The organism is Streptomyces qinglanensis, from assembly GCF_900111245.1.
Classification (GTDB): domain Bacteria; phylum Actinomycetota; class Actinomycetes; order Streptomycetales; family Streptomycetaceae; genus Streptomyces; species Streptomyces qinglanensis.
The window spans coordinates 1-20,637 of record NZ_FOGO01000020.1; the positions used below are offsets into that span (position 1 = coordinate 1).

General features: G+C 68.8%; 12 protein-coding genes. 1 reads left to right on the plus strand and 11 read right to left on the minus strand.

The window, feature by feature from the left end; genetic code table 11:
- Positions 1-158 precede the first annotated feature (158 nt).
- The 4 genes from panD to BMX65_RS29545 form a co-directional block, all read right to left on the minus strand.
- Complete coding sequence (gene panD, locus BMX65_RS29530; protein WP_019354973.1) at positions 159-581, minus strand: aspartate 1-decarboxylase; 423 nt, start codon at positions 579-581, stop codon at positions 159-161.
- 171 nt (positions 582-752) lie between these two features.
- Complete coding sequence (locus BMX65_RS29535; protein ID WP_075003432.1) at positions 753-1,793, minus strand: LacI family DNA-binding transcriptional regulator; 1,041 nt, start codon at positions 1,791-1,793, stop codon at positions 753-755.
- A gap of 150 nt (positions 1,794-1,943) precedes the next feature.
- A complete protein-coding gene (locus BMX65_RS29540; RefSeq protein ID WP_075003433.1) occupies positions 1,944-3,770 on the minus strand; it encodes a discoidin domain-containing protein in 1,827 nt (608 codons plus the stop codon).
- Positions 3,767-4,759 carry a DUF1996 domain-containing protein gene (locus tag BMX65_RS29545; RefSeq protein ID WP_075003434.1) on the minus strand — a complete coding sequence of 331 codons (993 nt, stop codon included), beginning with the start codon at positions 4,757-4,759 and terminating at the stop codon, positions 3,767-3,769. Before BMX65_RS29545 ends, BMX65_RS29540 begins: the two co-directional genes overlap by 4 nt.
- A 379-nt stretch (positions 4,760-5,138) precedes the next feature.
- Between BMX65_RS29545 and BMX65_RS29550 the strand changes: the two genes are divergently transcribed.
- Positions 5,139-6,989, plus strand: a complete 1,851-nt coding sequence (locus BMX65_RS29550) for a coagulation factor 5/8 type domain-containing protein (protein ID WP_107437619.1) — start codon at positions 5,139-5,141, stop codon at positions 6,987-6,989.
- 193 nt (positions 6,990-7,182) lie between these two features.
- Here BMX65_RS29550 and tuf read toward each other — a convergent pair whose 3' ends face one another.
- From tuf to rpoB, 7 genes are all read right to left on the minus strand, one after another.
- On the minus strand, positions 7,183-8,376 hold the full coding sequence (tuf, locus tag BMX65_RS29555) for an elongation factor Tu (protein WP_075003435.1): 1,194 nt from the start codon (positions 8,374-8,376) through the stop codon (positions 7,183-7,185).
- A 248-nt stretch (positions 8,377-8,624) separates the two neighbouring features.
- The gene (gene fusA, locus BMX65_RS29560; RefSeq protein WP_075003436.1) at positions 8,625-10,748 is read right to left on the minus strand and encodes an elongation factor G; all 2,124 of its coding nucleotides are present in this window, start codon (positions 10,746-10,748) and stop codon (positions 8,625-8,627) included.
- Between the two features lie 39 nt (positions 10,749-10,787).
- Positions 10,788-11,258, minus strand: a complete 471-nt coding sequence (rpsG, locus tag BMX65_RS29565; RefSeq protein ID WP_019354980.1) for a 30S ribosomal protein S7 — start codon at positions 11,256-11,258, stop codon at positions 10,788-10,790.
- A 2-nt stretch (positions 11,259-11,260) separates the two neighbouring features.
- Entirely contained in the window at positions 11,261-11,632 is a 372-nt protein-coding gene (gene rpsL / locus BMX65_RS29570) for a 30S ribosomal protein S12 (protein WP_003948652.1), read from the minus strand.
- 366 nt (positions 11,633-11,998) lie between these two features.
- Entirely contained in the window at positions 11,999-12,460 is a 462-nt protein-coding gene (locus BMX65_RS29575) for a DUF1707 and DUF4190 domain-containing protein (protein ID WP_075003437.1), read from the minus strand.
- A 312-nt stretch (positions 12,461-12,772) separates the two neighbouring features.
- Positions 12,773-16,672: a DNA-directed RNA polymerase subunit beta' gene (locus BMX65_RS29580; protein WP_075003438.1), complete on the minus strand. Its 3,900-nt coding sequence runs from the start codon at positions 16,670-16,672 to the stop codon at positions 12,773-12,775.
- A 92-nt stretch (positions 16,673-16,764) separates the two neighbouring features.
- Positions 16,765-20,247 (minus strand): DNA-directed RNA polymerase subunit beta, encoded by a 3,483-nt coding sequence (gene rpoB / locus BMX65_RS29585; protein WP_075003439.1) that lies wholly within the window; start codon positions 20,245-20,247, stop codon positions 16,765-16,767.
- Positions 20,248-20,637: the final 390 nt, after the last annotated feature.

Below are 20,637 nucleotides of genomic sequence, written 5' to 3' on the forward strand. Positions count from 1 at the left end.
TAGCATCAGGTAACTGTCGTGCACCTGACGGTAGCAGCGCACCCCGCACCCCACCCACCGACTTCACCAGCGGGAACCGGAGCACAACAATCCCGCCCAGGGAACGAACCCCCACCACGGCACCGGGGAGTCGCCCCGCGGAGAGTCGGCGGCGGGGATCAGCTCCGGGCCACCGCGTGCGGAGCACGCTCCGCGGAGGAGCCCGGGGACGGCTCACCGGCATCGGCCCCCAGCGCCACGATGCGGTTGTCCGCGTCCACGTGCACCACACGCGGCTGCAGGGTGCGGGCCTCGGCGTCGTCGACCTGCGCGTAACTGATCAGGATGACCAGGTCGCCGGGGTGCACCAGGTGGGCGGCGGCACCGTTGATGCCGATGACGCCCGAGCCCGGTTCGCCCTCGATGACATAGGTCTCCAGCCGGGCGCCGTTGGTGATGTCGACGATGTGGACCAGTTCCCCGGGGAGCAGGTCGGCGGCGGACATCAACTCCGCGTCGATCGTGACCGAGCCGACGTAGTGCAGGTCGGCCTGGGTCACGGTGGCGCGGTGGATCTTGGACTTGAACATGGTGCGCAGCATGGCGTCACTCCAGGATGTGTGCTCCCTGCCCGCAGCACCGCAGGTCAAGGGCGTTCCGTGGTCGAGTCGGGTTCAGGGTACTACGCGGTAAGGGCAGAGCGCCCGGCTGCCGAGCGCCCGGCAGCGACAACATCAGGCCGCACAGCGCCCGGCGCCAGGGCCGGGCCGCGGCTACGCCGAGTCCCGGACCACCAGCTCCGGGGCGAAGATTTCGGAGGCCGGCTCGGTGCGGTCGCCGCGGATGTGCTCGTCCAGCAGGCGTGCCATCGCCGCGGCCATCTGCTCGACGGGTTGGCGCACGGTGGTCAGCGGGGGGCGGCAGGTGACGGCGGCGCTGGAGTCGTCGAGGCCGACGACCGCGACGTCCTGCGGGATACGCCGGTCCCGCTCCCGCAGCACCTCGCAGGCGCCCTGCGCCATCAGGTCGTTCGCGGCGAACACTCCGTCCAGGTCCGGGTGCTCGTCCAGCAGGGCCGCCATGGCCGTTCTGCCGCTGTCGAGCGTGAAGGCGCCCTCGGCCACCGGGACGCTGGGGTGCCCGCGGCGGGCCATCGTGCGGCGGAAACCGGCGAGCCGCTCCTGGCTCGCGGCGACGGCCAGCGGCCCGGCGATCGTGACGCTGCGGCGGCAGCCGCGGGCCAGCAGCCGCTCGGCGGCCAGGTGTCCGCCGTCCCGGTGGGCGAGGTCGACGCAACTGAGCGGGAGCGGCCGGGCCGGGCGGGCGAAGAGGACAGCGGGCAGCTCCGCCTCGGCGAGCAGCGGCGGCAGCGCGTCCTCGGCGTGGGTGGAGACCACCAGCGCGCCGTCCGCGCGGCCCTGGCGCAGGTAGGCCACGACGTCCCGGCGGGCCTCCGGGGTCTCCGCGAACATCAGGACCGGGTACATCGAGCGCGGGCGCAGATAGCCGGTGACGCCCGCCACCACGCGGCCGAAGAACGGGTCGGAGAACACCCGGGAGGCGAAGGCGTCCTGTGCCTCGTCGGAGAGGTCCCCGGCGCCGGAGACCACGAGGGCGACCGTTTCGGTGCGCCGGGTCACCAGGGAGCGGGCGGCCCGGTTGGGCGCGTATCCGGTGCGTGCGACGGCCCGCCGGACCAGGTCCTGGATGGCCGGATCCACGTTGCGGACGCCGTTGACGACGCGGGAGACCGTCGCACGGGAGACTCCCGCCTCCCGTGCGACGTCCTCCAGGGTCGGAGCCCGGCTGCTCATGCCCGGCACCCTAGCGGCGGAGGCGGCTGCCGTATAGAGCGCTCTCCAGATGTCGCCGGCCGGGCCCGGTACGGTCCGCGGCTGCGGAGCCGCTGCGGAGCCGTACCCGCGGCACGCACCGGCCCGCACGGGCGCTGCTGCCGCCCCGGCTCAGGTGTAGACGCCGAACTCGTAGAGCGAGTAGCCCCAGCCGGTGCCGCGCTGCGTCCCGTGGACGCGGACGTAGCGGCCGGTGCCGGAGACGTCGAGGTCGTCGACTCCGCCGTCGCCTCCGGTGACCTCGCGTACGGTGCGCCAGTTCCGGCCGTCGTCGGAGGTCTGGACGGTGTACTCCGTCGCGTAGGAGGTCTCCCAGACGAGTTGCACGTGCCGGAACGCGGTGCGGGCGCCGAGGTCGACGCTCAGCCACTGCGGGTCGCTCCAGTCGCTCGCCCAGCGGGTGGTGAGGTCGCCGTCCACGGCGTCGGCGGCGGTGCAGGGGCAGTCGCCGCCGCCCTGCTGCTCCGAGGAGGCCGTCGCGGGAGCGCCGAGGGCGGCGTTGGTGCCGTCGACGTCCGGCGGGACGACGCGCACGGAGCGGGACTCCACACCGACGTTGCCCTTGCCGTCCGTGGCCTTGACGTACATCTTCCACACGCCGGGGCGGTCGGGTGCGGTGACCCGGAGCCGGCCGCCGCCGAGGCCGGTGGCGGGCAGCGGAGTCAGCTCGTTGCTCTCGTCGAGATACTTGCTGTTGCTGAGCACCTCGTAGGAGAGCGGATCGCCGTCCGGGTCGGTCGCCCGCACCGACAGGGTCAGTTCGCCGCCCGCCAGCACCCGGGAGGGGTCGCCCTCGACGGACATCGCGGAGAGGACCGGCGGGGTGTTGTCGGCCTCGGTGGCGGCGCCGTAGGCCCGTTTGACGGCGTAGTAGGAGAGCCGCTTCTGACCGGCGGGCAGCAGGTTGAACCAGATGCCGCCGAAGTCGTACTCGGTGCCGTAGTGGAACATCGTCGCGCCCAGCGCCACGCCCCGGTGTCCGGTCACGCAGTCCCACGCCGCGGTGTAGCCCTCCGCCTTGGCCTGGTCGGTGGGTTCCTCGGGGATGCCGTTGGCATCGTCGGGGACCTCCCACTCGCCGGGCGGGCCGGTCTCGGTGACGATGTAGGGCTTGGTGTAGCCGCCCTGTGCCCAGGTGGACCGGATGCCGCACACGTCCTGGTAGGCGTTGACCGCGTACAGGTCCAGATCGGGTGCGTTCTCCTTGTAGTACGGCCAGGCGCCGGTCCACGCGTCGGTGGAGGTGACCGGGTGGTCCGGGTCGACGGCGTGGATCCGCACGGCGACCTCGTTGACGAAGGAGGTGTAGGCGGCGCGCTGCGCTTCGAGCGCGTCGCCGCTGTAGCAGTTCTGCAGCCCGAGCACGGACTCGTTGCCGACGTTCCACATGAGCACGCCGGGGTGGTCCTTGTACGCGTCGACCCAGCGGGTGAACTCCTCCAGCATGCTGCTCTTGTAGCCGTCGTCGGTCACGTAGTCCACGCAGCCGCCGCTGCCGGGGCCGCCGCCGGGCTGGAGCCAGAATCCGGCGATCACTCTGATGTCGTTGGCCGCCGCCGCGTCCAGCAGCGGCTTGCTGGTGGCGTCGGTGCCCCAGGTGCGGATCGTGTTGACGCCCATGGAGCGCAGGTCGGGCAGATACTTCCCGGCGTCGGAGGCGGCTGGCCCCCAGGTGAGGCCCTTGACCTGGTAGGGGCTGCCGTCCACGGTCAACTGCCAGTCGCCCTGGCTGCCGGTCACCTCGACGACGCTGCCCGCGGCCTGCGCCGGCTGCGCGGGCAGCGCGAGCGCTCCGGCGGCCAGCGCCCCGGCGACGAGGGGTGCCGCGAGACGGCGAGCGAGGGGCGCCGGGACGAGACGGCGGACGAGGGGCGCCGGGTGGAGACGGCGGACGAGAGGTGCCGCCCGGCGGCGGGTGCGGGTGCGGGGTCCGGTCATGGTGCGGCCACCCCCGCGGGCAGTTCGTAGTCCTCGTTCAGGGCCGCGCCTTCCTCGGGATGTGTCTGGTCGTAGCCGCGTGCGTCGCACTGGAGGCCGCCGACGATGCAGTGGTCGACCAGGGCGGCGAGGGTGGCGTCGTCCCAGGCGTTGAAGAAGTCGTAGTGGAACGAGTAGCTCGGGCCGCTGGCCAGCCGCGCGGCGGAGAGGTCTCCGTTGACGGGGAAGGCCATCTTGAACTCGATCATCGGCAGCGCGACCGGATGGCCGGCGGGGCAGACGTTGTCGTTCGTGCCCTCCTTGACCACCGGGTAGGCCATGTGGCTGCGGTGGTCGGCGGAGTCGAGGGAGGAGCCGTCCCAGCAGCTCGGGGCCTGGAGGCGGATGTTGAGCTGCACGTCGGCGCGGTCGGGGCAGTCGGTGGGGAACTCGGTGTTGAAGTAGCTGTCCCCGCACTCCCAGCCCTCGACGTATCCGGGGTGGTCGCGGAAGTCCTGCGGGCTCTGCGCCGGGCTGCCCACGACGAACCGCAGCCCCTCGGGGAACGGGCGGACGCTGGTGTAGTCGGTGACACCGGCCTTGTAGTAGATCGTCTGCGGGCCGACCGGCAGGATCGGCCGGTCGCCGTCGAAGAGGGTGGGCATCCAGTAGGCCGACTTGTCGCCGGGCGCCTTGCAGGTGGTGCTGCCCGCGTCGAGCGAGGCGGGGGTGCTGTCGGCGTCGGTCGTGGTGTTGCCCATGAAGGTGTGGTTGTGGGACGCGCCGGGCTGCCCGGGGAAGACGATCGGATCGTCCGGACCGGTGTGGCTGACCGCGCAGTTGGCCTGGAACTCGTGGAAGTAGCGGTGCGGCGGCTGCGCCGCGGCGGTCCCGGCCCCGGTGCCGGTTCCGGCTTCGGACGCGGTCGCGGACGCGGACGCGCCGAGTGCCGCCAGCAGTGACGCGACCACGAGCAGCGTTCCCGAGCGGTACGTCGATCTCCGTGCCATGGAGCCCTCCTGAAGGTGAGGGGTGGGGGGGCGGCGCGGCGAGCGGGCCGTCGCGCCGATGGATCGGAAAGCGCTCTCCCGGTCCGGAGTGTTGAGGCACGCGGCAGAGGTGTCAAGGAAGTGAACCAAAGGATCAGCAGCCTGCCCGCTCCGCGCACTTCGCCGCAGCAGCCCTTCCAAGCCCTTCCCGCACGTCGCTACAGGTCAGCCGCGAACTCCGGGCCCACAGGGCCGACATGGGCGACGAACGGCACCGGCCGGAAGGCGCCAGCATTCCGTCACAACTCTTGACGTCCTGTACACACGGATGAACCATTCAGCGGCGAGAGAGCGCTCCCTCACCCCCCATCGTTCATCTGATGAACAAGGAGAAGCGCCCATGCCCCCTTCCTCCGACAGTTCCTCCGACAGTTCCGCCGCCCGTTCCTCCGACACGTCTTCCACCGGCCCCGTGCCCGGCCGCCGTACCGTCCTCGGGGCCGCCGCGGCCGCCGTCCCCACGGCGCTCGTCGGCATGTCCGCACCCGCCTCGGCCGCCCCGGCACAGCGGCCGCGGCCGACGCACGCCCACCGCGCCCAGGACCTGCCCGGCGGCGGCGACCTCGGCCCCAACGTCATCGTGTTCGACCCCTCGACGCCCGGCATCCAGGCGAAGCTGGACGAGATCTTCCGGCAACAGGAGTCCGCGCAGTTCGGCAGCGGCCGCTACGCGCTGCTGTTCAAGCCCGGCACCTACCACGGACTCAACGCGCAGCTCGGCTTCTACACCTCGATCGCCGGACTGGGGCTGTCCCCCGACGACACCACCATCAACGGCGATGTGACCGTGGACGCCGGGTGGTTCGACGGGAACGCCACCCAGAACTTCTGGCGCTCGGCGGAGAATCTCGCGCTCGTCCCGGTCAGCGGCACCAACCGGTGGGCCGTCGCGCAGGCCGCGCCGTTCCGTCGGATGCATGTCCGCGGCGGTCTCAACCTCTCCCCGGACGGCTACGGCTGGGCCAGCGGCGGCTACATCGCCGACAGCCGGATCGACGGCCAGGTCGGACCGTACTCCCAGCAGCAGTGGTACACCCGGGACAGCGCGGTGGGCGGCTGGCTCAACGGCGTCTGGAACATGGTCTTCTCCGGCGTCGAGGGCGCTCCGGGGCAGAGCTTCCCCGACCCGCCCTACACCACGCTGGACACGACGCCGATCTCGCGCGAGAAGCCGTTCCTCTACCTCGACGGCGCCGACTACCGGGTCTTCCTGCCGGAGAAGCGGACCGCGGCACGCGGTGTCACCTGGGGCAGCGGCACTCCGCGCGGCACCTCGCTGCCGCTGTCCCAGTTCTACGTCGCACGGCCCGGCGACTCGGCGGCCATCCTCGACCAGGCGCTCGGCCAAGGGCTGCACCTGCTGCTGACGCCGGGTGTCTACCATCTCGACCAGCCGCTGAAGGTCGAGCGGGCCGGGACGGTCGTGCTGGGCCTGGGCTACGCGACCCTGGTGCCCGACGGGGGCACCACCGCGGTGCGCGTCGCCGACGTGGACGGGGTGCGGCTGGCCGGGTTCCTGGTCGACGCCGGGCCCACCAACTCCGAGACGTTGGTGGAGATCGGGCCGCAGGGCGCCTCCGCGGACCACTCCGCGAACCCGATCACGGTGCAGGACGTGTTCGTCCGCATCGGCGGCAGCGGCGCGGGCAAGGCCACCACCAGCATCGTCGTCAACAGCCGGCACACCCTCGTGGACCACACCTGGGTGTGGCGGGCCGACCACGGCACCGGCGTCGGCTGGGAGACGAACCGGGCCGACTACGGCGTCGTCGTCAACGGCGACGACGTGCTGGCGACCGGGCTGTTCGTGGAGCACTTCAACAAGTACGACGTGCAGTGGAACGGCGAGCGCGGCCGCACGATCTTCTTCCAGAACGAGAAGGCGTACGACGCGCCGGACCAGGCCGCCATCCAGAACGGTTCGATCAAGGGCTACGCCGCCTACAAGGTCGCCGACTCGGTCACCTCGCACGAGGCGTGGGGCCTGGGCAGCTACTGCTACTACAACGTGGACCCGACGATCGTCCAGCACCACGGCTTCGCCGCCCCGCACACCTCCGGGGTGACGTTCCACGACGTGCTGGTGGTCTCGCTGGGCGGCAACGGCCAGTACGAGCGCGTCATCAACGACACCGGCTCGCCCACCTCGGGGACGTCGACCACGCCCTCCACGGTGGTCTCCTACCCCTGATCCGGGCGGGACACCGTCCCGCCGGCCGCGCGCGGGCTCTCCGAGGCACCGTCCGTCCCGCGTCCATGCATGCGAGAGGGCCCGTACGGCAGTACTGCCGTACGGGCCCTCTCATCAGCCGAAGCCGATACGCCGGCCGGAGCCGGCTGTCAGCCGAAGCCGGGATGCGCCGGGCGGACCCGGCGCGGCGAGGTCACTTGGAGATCTTGGTGACCTGGCCGGCGCCCACGGTGCGGCCACCCTCACGGATGGCGAACTTGAGGCCCTCTTCCATGGCGACGGGCTGGATGAGCTGGACGCTCATCTCGGTGTTGTCGCCCGGCATGACCATCTCGGTGCCCTCGGGGAGGGTCACCACGCCGGTCACGTCGGTGGTGCGGAAGTAGAACTGCGGGCGGTAGTTGTTGAAGAACGGGGTGTGGCGACCGCCCTCGTCCTTCGACAGGATGTACGCCTGCGCCTCGAACTCCGTGTGCGGGGTGACCGAGCCCGGCTTGATGATGACCTGGCCGCGCTCGACGTCCTCGCGCTTGATGCCGCGGAGCAGCAGACCGACGTTCTCACCGGCCTGGCCCTCGTCCAGCAGCTTCCGGAACATCTCGATGCCGGTGACCGTGGTCGAGGTCTTGGTGTCCTTGATGCCGATGATGTCGACGTTCTCGTTCACCTTCAGCACACCGCGCTCGATACGGCCGGTGACGACCGTGCCGCGGCCGGTGATGGTGAAGACGTCCTCGATCGGCATCAGGAACGGCTTGTCGGTGTCGCGCTCCGGGGCCGGGATGGCCTCGTCGACAGCCGCCATGAGCTTGACGACGGAGTCGCCCCACTCCTTGTCGCCCTCCAGCGCCTTGAGCGCGGAGACCTTGACGACCGGAACCTCGTCGCCCGGGAACTCGTACTCCGAGAGCAGCTCACGGACCTCGAGCTCGACGAGCTCCATGATCTCCTCGTCGTCCACCATGTCGGCCTTGTTCAGGGCGACGACGATGTACGGAACGCCGACCTGGCGGGCCAGGAGCACGTGCTCCTTGGTCTGCGGCATCGGGCCGTCGGTGGCGGCGACCACGAGGATGGCGCCGTCCATCTGGGCGGCACCGGTGATCATGTTCTTGATGTAGTCCGCGTGACCCGGGCAGTCGACGTGGGCGTAGTGACGGTTCTCCGTCTGGTACTCGACGTGCGCGATGGAGATGGTGATACCGCGCTGGCGCTCTTCCGGCGCCTTGTCGATGTTCTCGAAGGCCGAAGCCTGGTTCAGCTCCGGGTACGCGTCGTGCAGCACCTTGGTGATCGCCGCGGTAAGAGTGGTCTTGCCGTGGTCGATGTGACCGATGGTGCCGATGTTGACGTGCGGCTTAGTCCGCTCGAACTTCGCCTTCGCCACTGGGGTCCTCCTGTGGACTGGTGCTGTACACCCTCCACGTTTTGCGGAGGGGTTCAGGTGGTCGTACCGAACCGGTCAGGACCCCGAGGGGGATGCCCTTGACCTGTTCGCTTGGGTGGGCCGGCGGCCGGGGCGCCCCGGCACAGTCCGCTTCGGCGACCGAGCGATCTGTACCGGAGTGCCCCGAATGCCTTTGCTCCAGCCTAAGGGGTGAGGACGGGTGTCCTCCTCGCCCCTGGACGAGTGGGTTACTCGCCCTTGGCCTTCGCGATGATCTCCTCGGCGACGTTCTTGGGAACCTCGCCGTAGGAGTCGAACTGCATGGAGTAGGTCGCACGGCCGGAGGTCTTGCTGCGCAGGTCTCCGACGTAGCCGAACATCTCCGACAGCGGTACCAGGCCGGTGACGAGCTTCGCGTTGCCCCGCTCCTCCATCGACTGGACCTGGCCGCGCCGCGAGTTGATGTCACCGATCACGTCGCCCATGTAGTCCTCGGGCGTCGTCACCTCGACCTTCATCAGCGGCTCCAGCAGGGCCGGGCTCGCCTTCCGGGCGGCTTCCTTGAACGCCATGGAACCGGCGATCTTGAACGCCATCTCGGAGGAGTCGACGTCGTGGAAGGCACCGTCGAGCAGCGTCACGCGGACACCGGTCAGCGGGTAGCCCGCCAGCACACCGAACTCCATGGCCTCCTGGCAGCCCGCGTCCACGGACGGGATGTACTCCCGCGGGATACGGCCACCGGTGACCTGGTTGACGAACTCGTACCCGTCGCCCTCAAGCGGCTCGACGGCGATCTGCACCTTCGCGAACTGACCGGAACCACCGGTCTGCTTCTTGTGGGTGTAGTCGACCTTCTCGACCTTCTTGCGGAGCGACTCGCGGTAGGCCACCTGCGGCTTACCGACGTTGGCCTCGACCTTGAACTCGCGCTTCATACGGTCGACCAGCACGTCGAGGTGCAGTTCGCCCATACCCGCGATGATCGTCTGGCCGGTGTCCTCGTTGGTCTTGACCTGGAAGGACGGGTCCTCCTCGGCCAGCCGCTGGATCGCGACGCCCAGCTTCTCCTGGTCGCCCTTCGACTTGGGCTCGATGGCGACCTCGATGACCGGGGCCGGGAAGTCCATCGACTCCAGGATCACCGGGTTGCTCGCGTCGCTGAGGGTCTCACCGGTGGTGGTCTGCTTCAGACCCATGACGGCGACGATGTCGCCGGCACCCACCGACTCGATCTCCTCACGCTTGTTCGCGTGCATCCGGTAGATCTTGCCGATGCGCTCCTTGCGGCCCTTCACCGAGTTCAGGACCTGGGTACCGGTGTGCAGCCGGCCCGAGTAGACGCGCAGGAAGGTCAGCTTGCCGAGGTGCGGGTCGCTGGCGATCTTGAACGCCAGCGCCGACATCGGCTCCTCCTCGGAGGGCCGACGCTTGATGACCTCGTCGGCGTTCTTCGGGGACTGGCCCTCGACGGCCTCGACGTCGATCGGGGCCGGCAGGTAGCGGGCGATCGCGTCGAGCAGGGGCTGCACGCCCTTGTTCTTGAACGCGGTACCGCAGAACACCGGGGTGACGGTGATGGTGCCCTCGGCGCCGGTGGAGGCGAGGGTGACGCGGCGGATCGCCGCCATGAGCTGGTCCTGGGTGGGCTCCTCGCCCTCCAGGTACAGCTCCATCATCTCCTCGTCGTTCTCCGCGACGGCCTCGAGCAGCTTGCCGCGCCACTCCTCGGCCGCCTCGGTGTGGGTGTCCGGGATGTCGACGGTGTCGTACATCTCGCCCATCTTGGCCTCGGGCGACCAGACGAGGGCCTTCATCGACACCAGGTCGACGACGCCCTTGAAGTCGGCCTCGGTGCCGATCGGCAGCTGCATGACCAGCGGCACCGCACCCAGGCGGTCCACGATCATGTCCACGCAGCGGTGGAACTCGGCGCCGGTGCGGTCGAGCTTGTTGACGAAGCAGATACGCGGAACGCCGTAGCGGTCGGCCTGCCGCCAGACCGTCTCGGACTGCGGCTCCACACCGGCGACACCGTCGAACACCGTCACGGCACCGTCGAGCACGCGCAGCGCACGCTCCACCTCGACGGTGAAGTCGACGTGGCCCGGGGTGTCGATGATGTTGATGGTGTAGTCGACGCCGTTGAGCGGCCAGTGAGTGGTCGTCGCGGCCGACGTGATCGTGATGCCGCGCTCCTGCTCCTGCTCCATCCAGTCCATCGTGGCAGCGCCGTCGTGGACCTCACCGATCTTGTAGCTGCGACCGGTGTAGAAGAGGATCCGCTCGGTGGTCGTCGTCTTGCCCGCGTCGATGTGCGCCATGATCCCGATGTTGCGGACCTTGGCAAGGTCAAGTGAAGTGGTAGCCATAAGGCTTCAGTCTTCTCTCGGTCTCGATGGGGGTAGCGACTACCAGCGGTAGTGCGCGAAGGCCTTGTTGGACTCGGCCATCTTGTGCGTGTCCTCGCGCTTCTTCACGGCGGCGCCGAGCCCGTTGGAGGCGTCGAGCAACTCGTTCATCAGGCGCTCGGTCATGGTCTTCTCGCGGCGGGCGCGGGAGTAACCCACGATCCAGCGCAGCGCGAGCGTGGAGGAACGGCCGGGGCGGACCTCGACCGGAACCTGGTAGGTGGCGCCACCGACACGGCGGGAGCGGACCTCGAGGGTCGGCTTGACGTTCTCCAGCGCGCGCTTCAGCGTGATGACCGGGTCGTTGCCGGTCTTCTCGCGCAGCCCTTCCATGGCGCCGTAGACGATGCGCTCGGCGGTGGAGCGCTTGCCGTTCAGCAGCACCTTGTTGATGAGGGAGGTCACCAGAGGAGAGCCGTAGACCGGGTCGATGATGACCGGGCGCTTCGGGGCGGGGCCCTTACGAGGCATTCTTACTTCTCCTTCTTGGCGCCGTAGCGGCTGCGAGCCTGCTTGCGGTTCTTGACGCCCTGCGTGTCGAGGGAGCCGCGGATGATCTTGTAGCGAACACCCGGCAGGTCCTTCACACGGCCACCACGCACGAGCACGATGGAGTGCTCCTGCAGGTTGTGACCCTCACCCGGAATGTAGGCGGTCACCTCGATCCCGCTGGTCAGGCGCACACGGGCGACCTTGCGCAGGGCCGAGTTCGGCTTCTTCGGGGTGGTCGTGAAAACACGCGTGCAGACGCCGCGGCGCTGGGGCGAACCCTCCAGTGCGGGCGTCTTGTTCTTCTCGACCTTGTCCTGCCGGCCCTTGCGGACCAGCTGCTGGATCGTAGGCACCGTTTCTCCGGTTTCTGTGTGCCAGTCTCGGTAAAGCTAACCTGGGCCATACCCGACCCACGAGGTCGGGTGTGTCGAAGACTGCAGATCCCCGCTGAGGGCGGAAGACTTCTCCATGGTGAGAAGCATGCAGATCCCGGTATCACCTGCTGCGCGCACCGTCACCGCGATCGCGGGGGACAACAGCGCAGGGGACACCCCAGGCACAGGAATTGAGGGTACCTACCTCATGGGCTGGGGTCAAAACAAATGGGGCGGCCACGATAGCGCCCCCGACCTGCGAGAAGAAGGGCACCGAGCCGCCCAGGGAGCCGACGCGCCGTACCGCTGCGCCCCCGCCGGCCCCGCCGGCAGCCCCGGACCTCGTCAGGCTGTCGCCAGGATCACCCCGAAGACGATGGCCAGGAACACCCCGATGGCCACCCAGCCGAGCACCAGACCCGCCATCGCCAGGCCCGCGCCCTGCTCCCCCGTCCTGCGGATCTCGGCCCGCGCCTTGTGCCCGAGGATCACCGCGGGGATCGCCGTCAGCCCGTACATCGGCGTCAGCACCCCGCAGACCAGTGCGCCGATCGCCGAACCGTTGGTGCTCGGCGGAGGCGGCGGCAGGAAGGTACGCGGCACCGCCGGATAGACGGGCTGCTGCGACGGCATCGGGACCGGCCCCTGCGGCAGATCCGCGATGAGCATGTTCAGCTCCCCGTACGTCTGCGCGTGCGAGGCGCGGGCCAGCCGCTGCTCGTACTCGTCCTGCCCCAGCCGGCCCTCGGTGAAGCCGGCCTTGAGCACATCGATCGCCCGCTCCCGGTCCGTGTGCGCGGCGCGCATCTGGCCCACCTGCTGGCCCTGGGCCGGATAAGCCCCCGGACTGTGGCCCTGACTCGGGACAAGACCGGGCTGCTGCCCCTGGCCCGGAACACCCCGGGCATTCCACGGTCCGTACGCCACCGGCCCCCACCTCCCAGCTCGCTTACCGTCCCCTCCATCATCCATGACGCGCGCGGTCCGCGGACGGTTCGGCCGGTGCCGATACCGCGGGCCGGAGAACGACCGCGGGGCGGCCACCCCTCTCGGGTGACCGCCCCGCGGCGGATACCTCCGTCATCCGCCGTATCCGGCGGAGACTCGGGCGCAGGCGACTCAGGCGTTGTACGGCCCGTAGTCGTAGTCCTCCAGCGGGACCGCCTGGCCGGAGCCGGTGCCGAAGGGCGAGTAGTCGATGTCGTCGTAACCGACGGCCGAGTACATCGCGGCCTTCGCCTCCTCGGTGGGTTCGACCCGGATGTTGCGGTAGCGGGACAGGCCCGTACCGGCCGGGATGAGCTTACCGATGATGACGTTCTCCTTGAGGCCGATCAGGGAGTCCGACTTGGCGTTGATCGCCGCGTCGGTCAGGACCCTGGTCGTCTCCTGGAAGGACGCCGCCGACAGCCACGACTCGGTGGCCAGCGACGCCTTGGTGATACCCATGAGCTGCGGACGGCCGGAGGCCGGGTGGCCGCCCTCCTGCACCACGCGCCGGTTCTCGCCCTCGAACTTGGTGCGCTCCACCAGCTCGCCGGGCAGCAGCTCGGCGTCGCCGGACTCGATGATCGTCACCCGGCGCAGCATCTGCCGGATGATGATCTCGATGTGCTTGTCGTGGATCGACACACCCTGCGAGTTGTAGACCTTCTGGACCTCGCCCACCAGGTGCACCTGGACCGCGCGCTGGCCGAGGATACGGAGCACGTCGTGCGGGTTCTCCGTACCGACGGTCAGCCGCTGGCCGACGGAGACGTGGTCGCCCTCGCCCACCAGGAGGCGGGCCCGCTTGGAGACCGCGTAGGAGGTCTCGTCCGAGCCGTCGTCCGGGGTGACGATGACCTTCTTGGTCTTCTCCGTCTCCTCGATCCGCGCCCGGCCGGCCGACTCGGAGATCGGCGCGACACCCTTGGGCGTCCGGGCCTCGAACAGCTCGACGACACGCGGCAGACCCTGGGTGATGTCGTCACCGGCCACACCACCGGTGTGGAAGGTACGCATCGTGAGCTGGGTGCCGGGCTCACCGATCGACTGGGCCGCGATGATGCCGACGGCCTCGCCGATGTCGACCAGCTTGCCGGTGGCCAGCGAGCGGCCGTAGCACATGGCGCAGGTGCCCACGTGCGACTCGCAGGTGAGGATCGAGCGCGTCTTGACGGTCTCGATGCCGTGCCGGACCAGCTCGTCGATGAGCACGTCGCCCAGGTCGGTACCGGCCGGGGCCAGCACCATGCCGTCGACGACGATGTCCTCGGCGAGGCAGCGCGCGTACACGCTGGTCTCGACGTCCTCCGCCTTGCGCAGCACACCGTCCTCGCCCTTGGAGGCGATGGACAGCTTGAGGCCGCGGTCGGTCCCGCAGTCCTCCTCGCGGATGATCACGTCCTGCGAGACGTCCACCAGACGCCGGGTGAGGTAACCCGAGTCCGCCGTACGCAGCGCCGTGTCGGCGAGACCCTTACGGGCACCGTGCGTGGAGATGAAGTACTCCAGCACGGAGAGGCCCTCGCGGAAGGACGCCTTGATGGGACGCGGGATGGTCTCGTTCTTGGCGTTGGACACCAGACCGCGCATACCCGCGATCTGACGCATCTGCATCATGTTCCCTCGGGCGCCCGAGTCCACCATCATGAAGATCGGGTTCGTCTTCGGGAAGTTCTCGTTCATCGCCTCGGAGACCTCGTTGGTCGCCTTGGTCCAGATGGCGATGAGCTCCTGCGTGCGCTCGTCCTTGGTGATCAGACCGCGCTCGTACTGCTTCTGGACCTTCTCGTCCTGCGCCTCGTAACCGGCGATGATCTCCGGCTTGGCGTCCGGGACGACGACGTCCGTGATCGCGATGGTGACACCCGAGCGGGTCGCCCAGAAGTAACCGGCCGACTTCAGGTTGTCCAGCGCCGCGGCGACGACGACCTTGGGGTAGCGCTCGGCCAGGTCGTTGACGATCTGGGAGAGCTGCTTCTTGCCCACGGTGTAGTCGACGAACGGGTACTCCTCGGGCAGCAGCTCGTTGAAGAGCGCCCGGCCCAGCGAGGTGTGCAGCCGGAACGGGTCACCGGGCTGCCATTCCTGCTCGCCCTCCTCCGGCGCCGGCGGGGTCCAGCCCAGCGGCGGAGTGGTGCCGACCGGGAACCGGATGTCGATCTTCGCCTGGAGCGACAGCTCCCCGGCGTCGAACGCCATGATCGCTTCCGCGGTGGAGTTGAACGAGCGGCCGTCGCCCTTGGTGACGCGCTGCTCCTCGTCCGTGGTGAGGAAGAACAGGCCCAGGACCATGTCCTGCGTCGGCATCGTCACCGGCCGGCCGTCGGCCGGCTTGAGGATGTTGTTCGAGGACAGCATCAGGATGCGGGCCTCGGCCTGCGCCTCCGCGGACAGCGGCAGGTGCACGGCCATCTGGTCACCGTCGAAGTCCGCGTTGAACGCGGTGCACACGAGCGGGTGAATCTGAATGGCCTTGCCCTCGACGAGCTGCGGCTCGAACGCCTGGATGCCGAGGCGGTGCAGGGTCGGCGCACGGTTGAGCAGCACCGGGTGCTCCGCGATGACCTCTTCCAGCACGTCGTAGACGACCGTGCGGCCGCGCTCGACCATGCGCTTGGCGCTCTTGATGTTCTGCGCGTGGTTGAGGTCCACCAGCCGCTTCATCACGAACGGCTTGAACAGCTCCAGCGCCATCGCCTTGGGCAGCCCGCACTGGTGCAGCTTGAGCTGCGGGCCGACGACGATGACCGAACGGGCCGAGTAGTCGACGCGCTTGCCCAGCAGGTTCTGCCGGAAGCGGCCCTGCTTGCCCTTGAGCATGTCGGACAGCGACTTGAGCGGGCGGTTGCCCGGACCGGTGACCGGACGGCCGCGGCGGCCGTTGTCGAACAGCGCGTCGACGGCCTCCTGGAGCATCCGCTTCTCGTTGTTGACGATGATCTCGGGCGCACCGAGGTCGAGAAGCCGCTTCAGCCGGTTGTTCCGGTTGATCACCCGGCGGTACAGGTCGTTCAGGTCGGAGGTGGCGAACCGGCCACCGTCGAGCTGCACCATCGGACGCAGGTCCGGCGGGATGACCGGCACGCAGTCCAGCACCATGCCCTTGGGGCTGTTGCTGGTCTGCAGGAACGCGGAGACGACCTTGAGCCGCTTGAGCGCGCGGGTCTTCTTCTGCCCCTTGCCGGTGCGGATGATCTCGCGAAGCCTCTCCGCCTCCTCGTCCAGGTCGAAGGTCTCCAGGCGCTTCTGCAGTGCGGCAGCGCCCATGGAGCCGTCGAAGTAGGTCCCGAAGCGGTCGCGCAGCTCGCGGTAGAGCAGCTCGTCGCCCTCCAGGTCCTGCACCTTGAGGTTCTTGAAGCGGTTCCAGACCTCGTCCAGCCGGTCCAGCTCGCGCTGGGCGCGGTCGCGGATCTGCTTCATCTCGCGCTCGGCGCCCTCGCGCACCTTGCGGCGCACGTCGGCCTTGGCGCCCTCGGCCTCCAGCTCGGCCAGGTCGCCTTCCTGCTTCTTGGCGCGGGCCTCCAGGTCGGAGTCCCGGCGCTGCTCGATGTGCTGGCGCTCCACACCGACGTGCGCCTCCAGGGAGGGCAGGTCGCGGGTGCGGCGCTCCTCGTCGACGTACGTGATCATGTACGCCGCGAAGTAGATGACCTTCTCCAGGTCCTTCGGGGCCAGGTCGAGCAGGTAGCCCAGCCGCGAGGGAACGCCCTTGAAGTACCAGATGTGGGTGACGGGCGCGGCGAGCTCGATGTGGCCCATCCGCTCACGGCGCACCTTGGCGCGGGTCACCTCGACGCCGCAGCGCTCGCAGATGATGCCCTTGAAGCGGACGCGCTTGTACTTGCCGCAGTAGCACTCCCAGTCCCGGGTCGGACCGAAGATCTTCTCACAGAAGAGTCCGTCCTTCTCGGGCTTGAGGGTGCGGTAGTTGATGGTCTCCGGCTTCTTGACCTCGCCGTGCGACCACTGACGGATGTCGTCAGCGGTGGCCAGGCCGATTCGCAGTTCGTCGAAGAAGTTGACGTCGAGCACTCTCGTCAATCCCTCTCAGGGTCGTGTGTCAATGGTCTGAACGGGGTCGCGGGGAGGGCCGGGACACGCGGGGCGTGCCCCGGCCGACTCCGTCAGACCTCTTCGACGCTGCTCGGCTCGCGCCGGGACAGGTCGATTCCGAGCTCCTCCGCCGCGCGGAAGACGTCCTCGTCGGTGTCGCGCATCTCGATCGACATGCCGTCCGAGGACAGCACCTCGACGTTGAGGCAGAGCGACTGCATCTCCTTGATGAGCACCTTGAAGGACTCGGGGATGCCCGGCTCGGGGATGTTCTCGCCCTTGACGATGGCCTCGTAGACCTTCACGCGGCCGGTGACGTCGTCGGACTTGATGGTCAGCAGCTCCTGCAGCGCGTACGCGGCGCCGTACGCCTCCAGGGCCCACACCTCCATCTCACCGAAGCGCTGGCCACCGAACTGGGCCTTACCACCCAGCGGCTGCTGGGTGATCATGGAGTACGGACCGGTCGAACGGGCGTGCAGCTTGTCGTCGACCAGGTGGTGCAGCTTGAGGATGTACATGTACCCGACCGAGATCGGGTCCGGGAACGGCTCGCCGGAGCGGCCGTCGAAGAGCTGCGCCTTGCCGGAGGGCTGGACCATCCGGTCGCCGTCCCGGTTGGGCAGCGTGGCCTGGAACAGACCGGCGATCTCGTCCTCGCGGGCGCCGTCGAAGACCGGCGTCGCCACGTTGGTCTTCGGGTCCACCTCGTCGGCACCGATGGACTGCAGGCGCTGCATCCACTCCTCGGAGCCCTCGACCTTCCAGCCCTGGGAGGCCAGCCAGCCCAGGTGGATCTCCAGGACCTGGCCCGGGTTCATCCGGGAGGGGACACCCAGCGGGTTGAGGATCACGTCGACCGGGGTGCCGTCCTCCAGGAACGGCATGTCCTCGACCGGCAGGATCTTCGAGATGACGCCCTTGTTGCCGTGCCGGCCGGCGAGCTTGTCACCGTCGGTGATCTTGCGCTTCTGGGCGACGTAGACCCGCACGAGCTGGTTGACGCCGGGCGGCAGCTCGTCGCCCTCCTCGCGGTCGAAGACCCGGACGCCGATGACCTTGCCGGTCTCGCCGTGCGGCACCTTCAGCGAGGTGTCGCGGACCTCGCGCGCCTTCTCACCGAAGATCGCGCGCAGCAGCCGCTCCTCGGGGGTCAGCTCGGTCTCACCCTTGGGGGTGACCTTGCCGACGAGGATGTCGCCCGCCTCGACCTCGGCGCCGATGCGGATGATGCCGCGCTCGTCGAGGTCGGCCAGGACCTCCTCGGAGACGTTCGGGATGTCCCGGGTGATCTCCTCGGGGCCGAGCTTGGTGTCGCGGGCGTCGACCTCGTGCTCCTCGATGTGGATCGAGGAGAGGACATCGTCCTGCACCAGCCGCTGGCTGAGGATGATCGCGTCCTCGTAGTTGTAGCCCTCCCACGGCATGAAGGCCACGAGCAGGTTCTTGCCGAGCGCCATCTCACCCTCGTCGGTGGACGGGCCGTCGGCCAGCACCTGGCCCTCGATGACGCGGGCGCCCTCGTCCACGAGCACCTTCTGGTTGAAGGAGGTGCCCTGGTTGGAGCGGGTGAACTTGGCGACGCGGTAGGTGGTGTACGTGCCGTCGTCGTTGGCCACCGTGACGTAGTCGGCGGAGACCTCCTGGACGACACCGTCCTTCTCGGCCTTGATGACGTCGCCGGCGTCGACCGCGCAGCGGTACTCCATACCGGTGCCGACCAGCGGGGACTCGGCCTTGATGAGCGGCACGGCCTGCCGCATCATGTTCGACCCCATCAGGGCGCGGTTGGCGTCGTCGTGCTCCAGGAACGGGATCATGGCGGTCGCGACCGACACCATCTGGCGCGGCGAGACGTCCATGTAGTCCACGTCGTCGCCCGGGATCAGGTCGACCTCGCCGCCGCGGCGGCGGACCAGCACCCGGTCCTCGGCGAACCGCATCTCCTCGGTGAGGGGCGCGTTCGCCTGGGCGATCACGAAGCGGTCCTCCTCGTCGGCGGTGAGGTAGTGCACCTCGTCGCTGACGACACCGTCGATCACCTGGCGGTACGGGGTCTCGACGAAACCGAAGGGGTTCAGCCGGCCGTAGGAGGCGAGCGAGCCGATCAGACCGATGTTCGGGCCTTCCGGCGTCTCGATCGGGCACATCCGGCCGTAGTGCGAGGGGTGCACGTCACGGACCTCGAAGCCGGCCCGCTCCCGGCTGAGACCACCCGGGCCCAGCGAGTTGAGGCGCCGCTTGTGGGTGAGCCCGGAGATCGGGTTCGTCTGGTCCATGAACTGGGAGAGCTGGCTGGTGCCGAAGAACTCCTTGATGGAGGCGACGACCGGCCGGATGTTGATCAGGGTCTGCGGCGTGATCGCCTCGACGTCCTGCGTGGTCATCCGCTCGCGCACCACGCGCTCCATACGGGCGAGACCCGTGCGGACCTGGTTCTGGATCAGCTCACCGACGTTGCGCAGCCGGCGGTTGCCGAAGTGGTCGATGTCGTCGGTCTCGATGACGATCGTGTCGCCCTCGGCGGACTGCGACTCGGCCTCGCCCGCGTGCAGCTTCACCAGGTACTTGATCGTGGCGATGATGTCGGCGGTGGTCAGCACGCCGGAGTCCAGCGGCTCGTCGCCGCCGAGCTTCTTGTTGATCTTGTACCGGCCGACCTTGGCCAGGTCGTAGCGCTTCGGGTTGAAGTAGAGGTTCTCCAGCAGCGTCTGCGCGGCCTCGCGGGTCGGCGGCTCACCCGGGCGCAGCTTGCGGTAGATGTCGAGCAGCGCGTCGTCCTGGCCCTGGGTGTGGTCCTTCTCCAGGGTGGCGCGCATGGACTCGTACTGGCCGAACTCCTCGAGGATCTGCTCGGTGGTCCAGCCGAGCGCCTTGAGCAGGACGGTGACCGACTGCTTGCGCTTGCGGTCGATGCGGACACCGACCATGTCGCGCTTGTCGACCTCCATCTCCAGCCAGGCACCGCGGGAGGGGATGACCTTGGCGGAGTAGATGTCCTTGTCGGAGGTCTTGTCGATCGAGGAATCGAAGTAGACGCCCGGGGACCGGACGAGCTGGGTGACGACGACACGCTCGGTGCCGTTGATCACGAAGGTGCCCTTGTTGGTCATGAGCGGGAAGTCGCCCATGAAGACCGTCTGCGACTTGATCTCGCCGGTCTCGTTGTTCGTGAACTCGGCGGTGACGAACAGCGGAGCCGCGTACGTGAAGTCGCGCTCCTTGCACTCGTCGATCGAGTTCTTGGGGGGCTCGAAGCGGTGGTCGCGGAATGTCAGCGACATCGACCCGGAGAAGTCCTCGATCGGCGAGATCTCCTCGAAGATCTCCTCCAGACCGGACTTGGTGGGAACGTTCTGTCCGCTGTCCAGCGCGGCCTCGACGCGAGCCTTCCAGGCTTCGTTGCCGAGCAGCCAGTCAAAGCTCTCGGTCTGGAGCGCGAGAAGGTTCGGAACCTCGAGGGGCTCCTTGATCTTCGCAAAAGAGATACGCAGCGGGGCAGTGCTGGCGCCGTTGTTCGAATTGGCAGTCGAGGCAGTGCGCGAGGCGGCCAAGAGGGGGTCCTTCCGAGGGCTCGGACTCTCTACACGCATACCGGTGCCCCTGGTGACGGGCAGGGGGCAGCTAATAGGCAGCGCAAAGGGTCAGTGTAGCCACATGGCCCACTGATGTCCAGTAAGGATGACGGGAAACCGGCTCACGCCCCGGTCTCCACCTCCTGCGATTGTTCTGCTCCGTCCCGCCCGGTCCCCGGCGGCCTCGATTCGCCAGGGTGGACGCGCCTGCCGCGGCTCGTCGTGCCTGCCGCAACACTTCCCGCTTCGCCGCCGATCCATGCCTCGGAGTTCGGATCGATGTGACGACGCGCCCCGAGAATTGCGCGCTGCGTGCCGTTCGTCAAGGGCCTCAGGGACAACGAAGATCACCATACCCGCCGAGGCCCG

What these genes read in the sequence shown, in the direction of transcription:
- BMX65_RS29540 (WP_075003433.1), bottom strand. Translation starts at nt 3,770, where the DNA reads ATGACCGGACCCCGCACCCGCACCCGCCGCCGGGCGGCACCTCTCGTC.
- BMX65_RS29550 (WP_107437619.1), top strand. Translation starts at nt 5,139, where the DNA reads ATGCCCCCTTCCTCCGACAGTTCCTCCGACAGTTCCGCCGCCCGTTCC.
- panD (WP_019354973.1), bottom strand. Translation starts at nt 581, where the DNA reads ATGCTGCGCACCATGTTCAAGTCCAAGATCCACCGCGCCACCGTGACC.
- rpsG (WP_019354980.1), bottom strand. Translation starts at nt 11,258, where the DNA reads ATGCCTCGTAAGGGCCCCGCCCCGAAGCGCCCGGTCATCATCGACCCG.
- BMX65_RS29575 (WP_075003437.1), bottom strand. Translation starts at nt 12,460, where the DNA reads ATGCGCGCCGCGCACACGGACCGGGAGCGGGCGATCGATGTGCTCAAG.
- BMX65_RS29535 (WP_075003432.1), bottom strand. Translation starts at nt 1,793, where the DNA reads ATGAGCAGCCGGGCTCCGACCCTGGAGGACGTCGCACGGGAGGCGGGA.
- fusA (WP_075003436.1), bottom strand. Translation starts at nt 10,748, where the DNA reads ATGGCTACCACTTCACTTGACCTTGCCAAGGTCCGCAACATCGGGATC.
- BMX65_RS29545 (WP_075003434.1), bottom strand. Translation starts at nt 4,759, where the DNA reads ATGGCACGGAGATCGACGTACCGCTCGGGAACGCTGCTCGTGGTCGCG.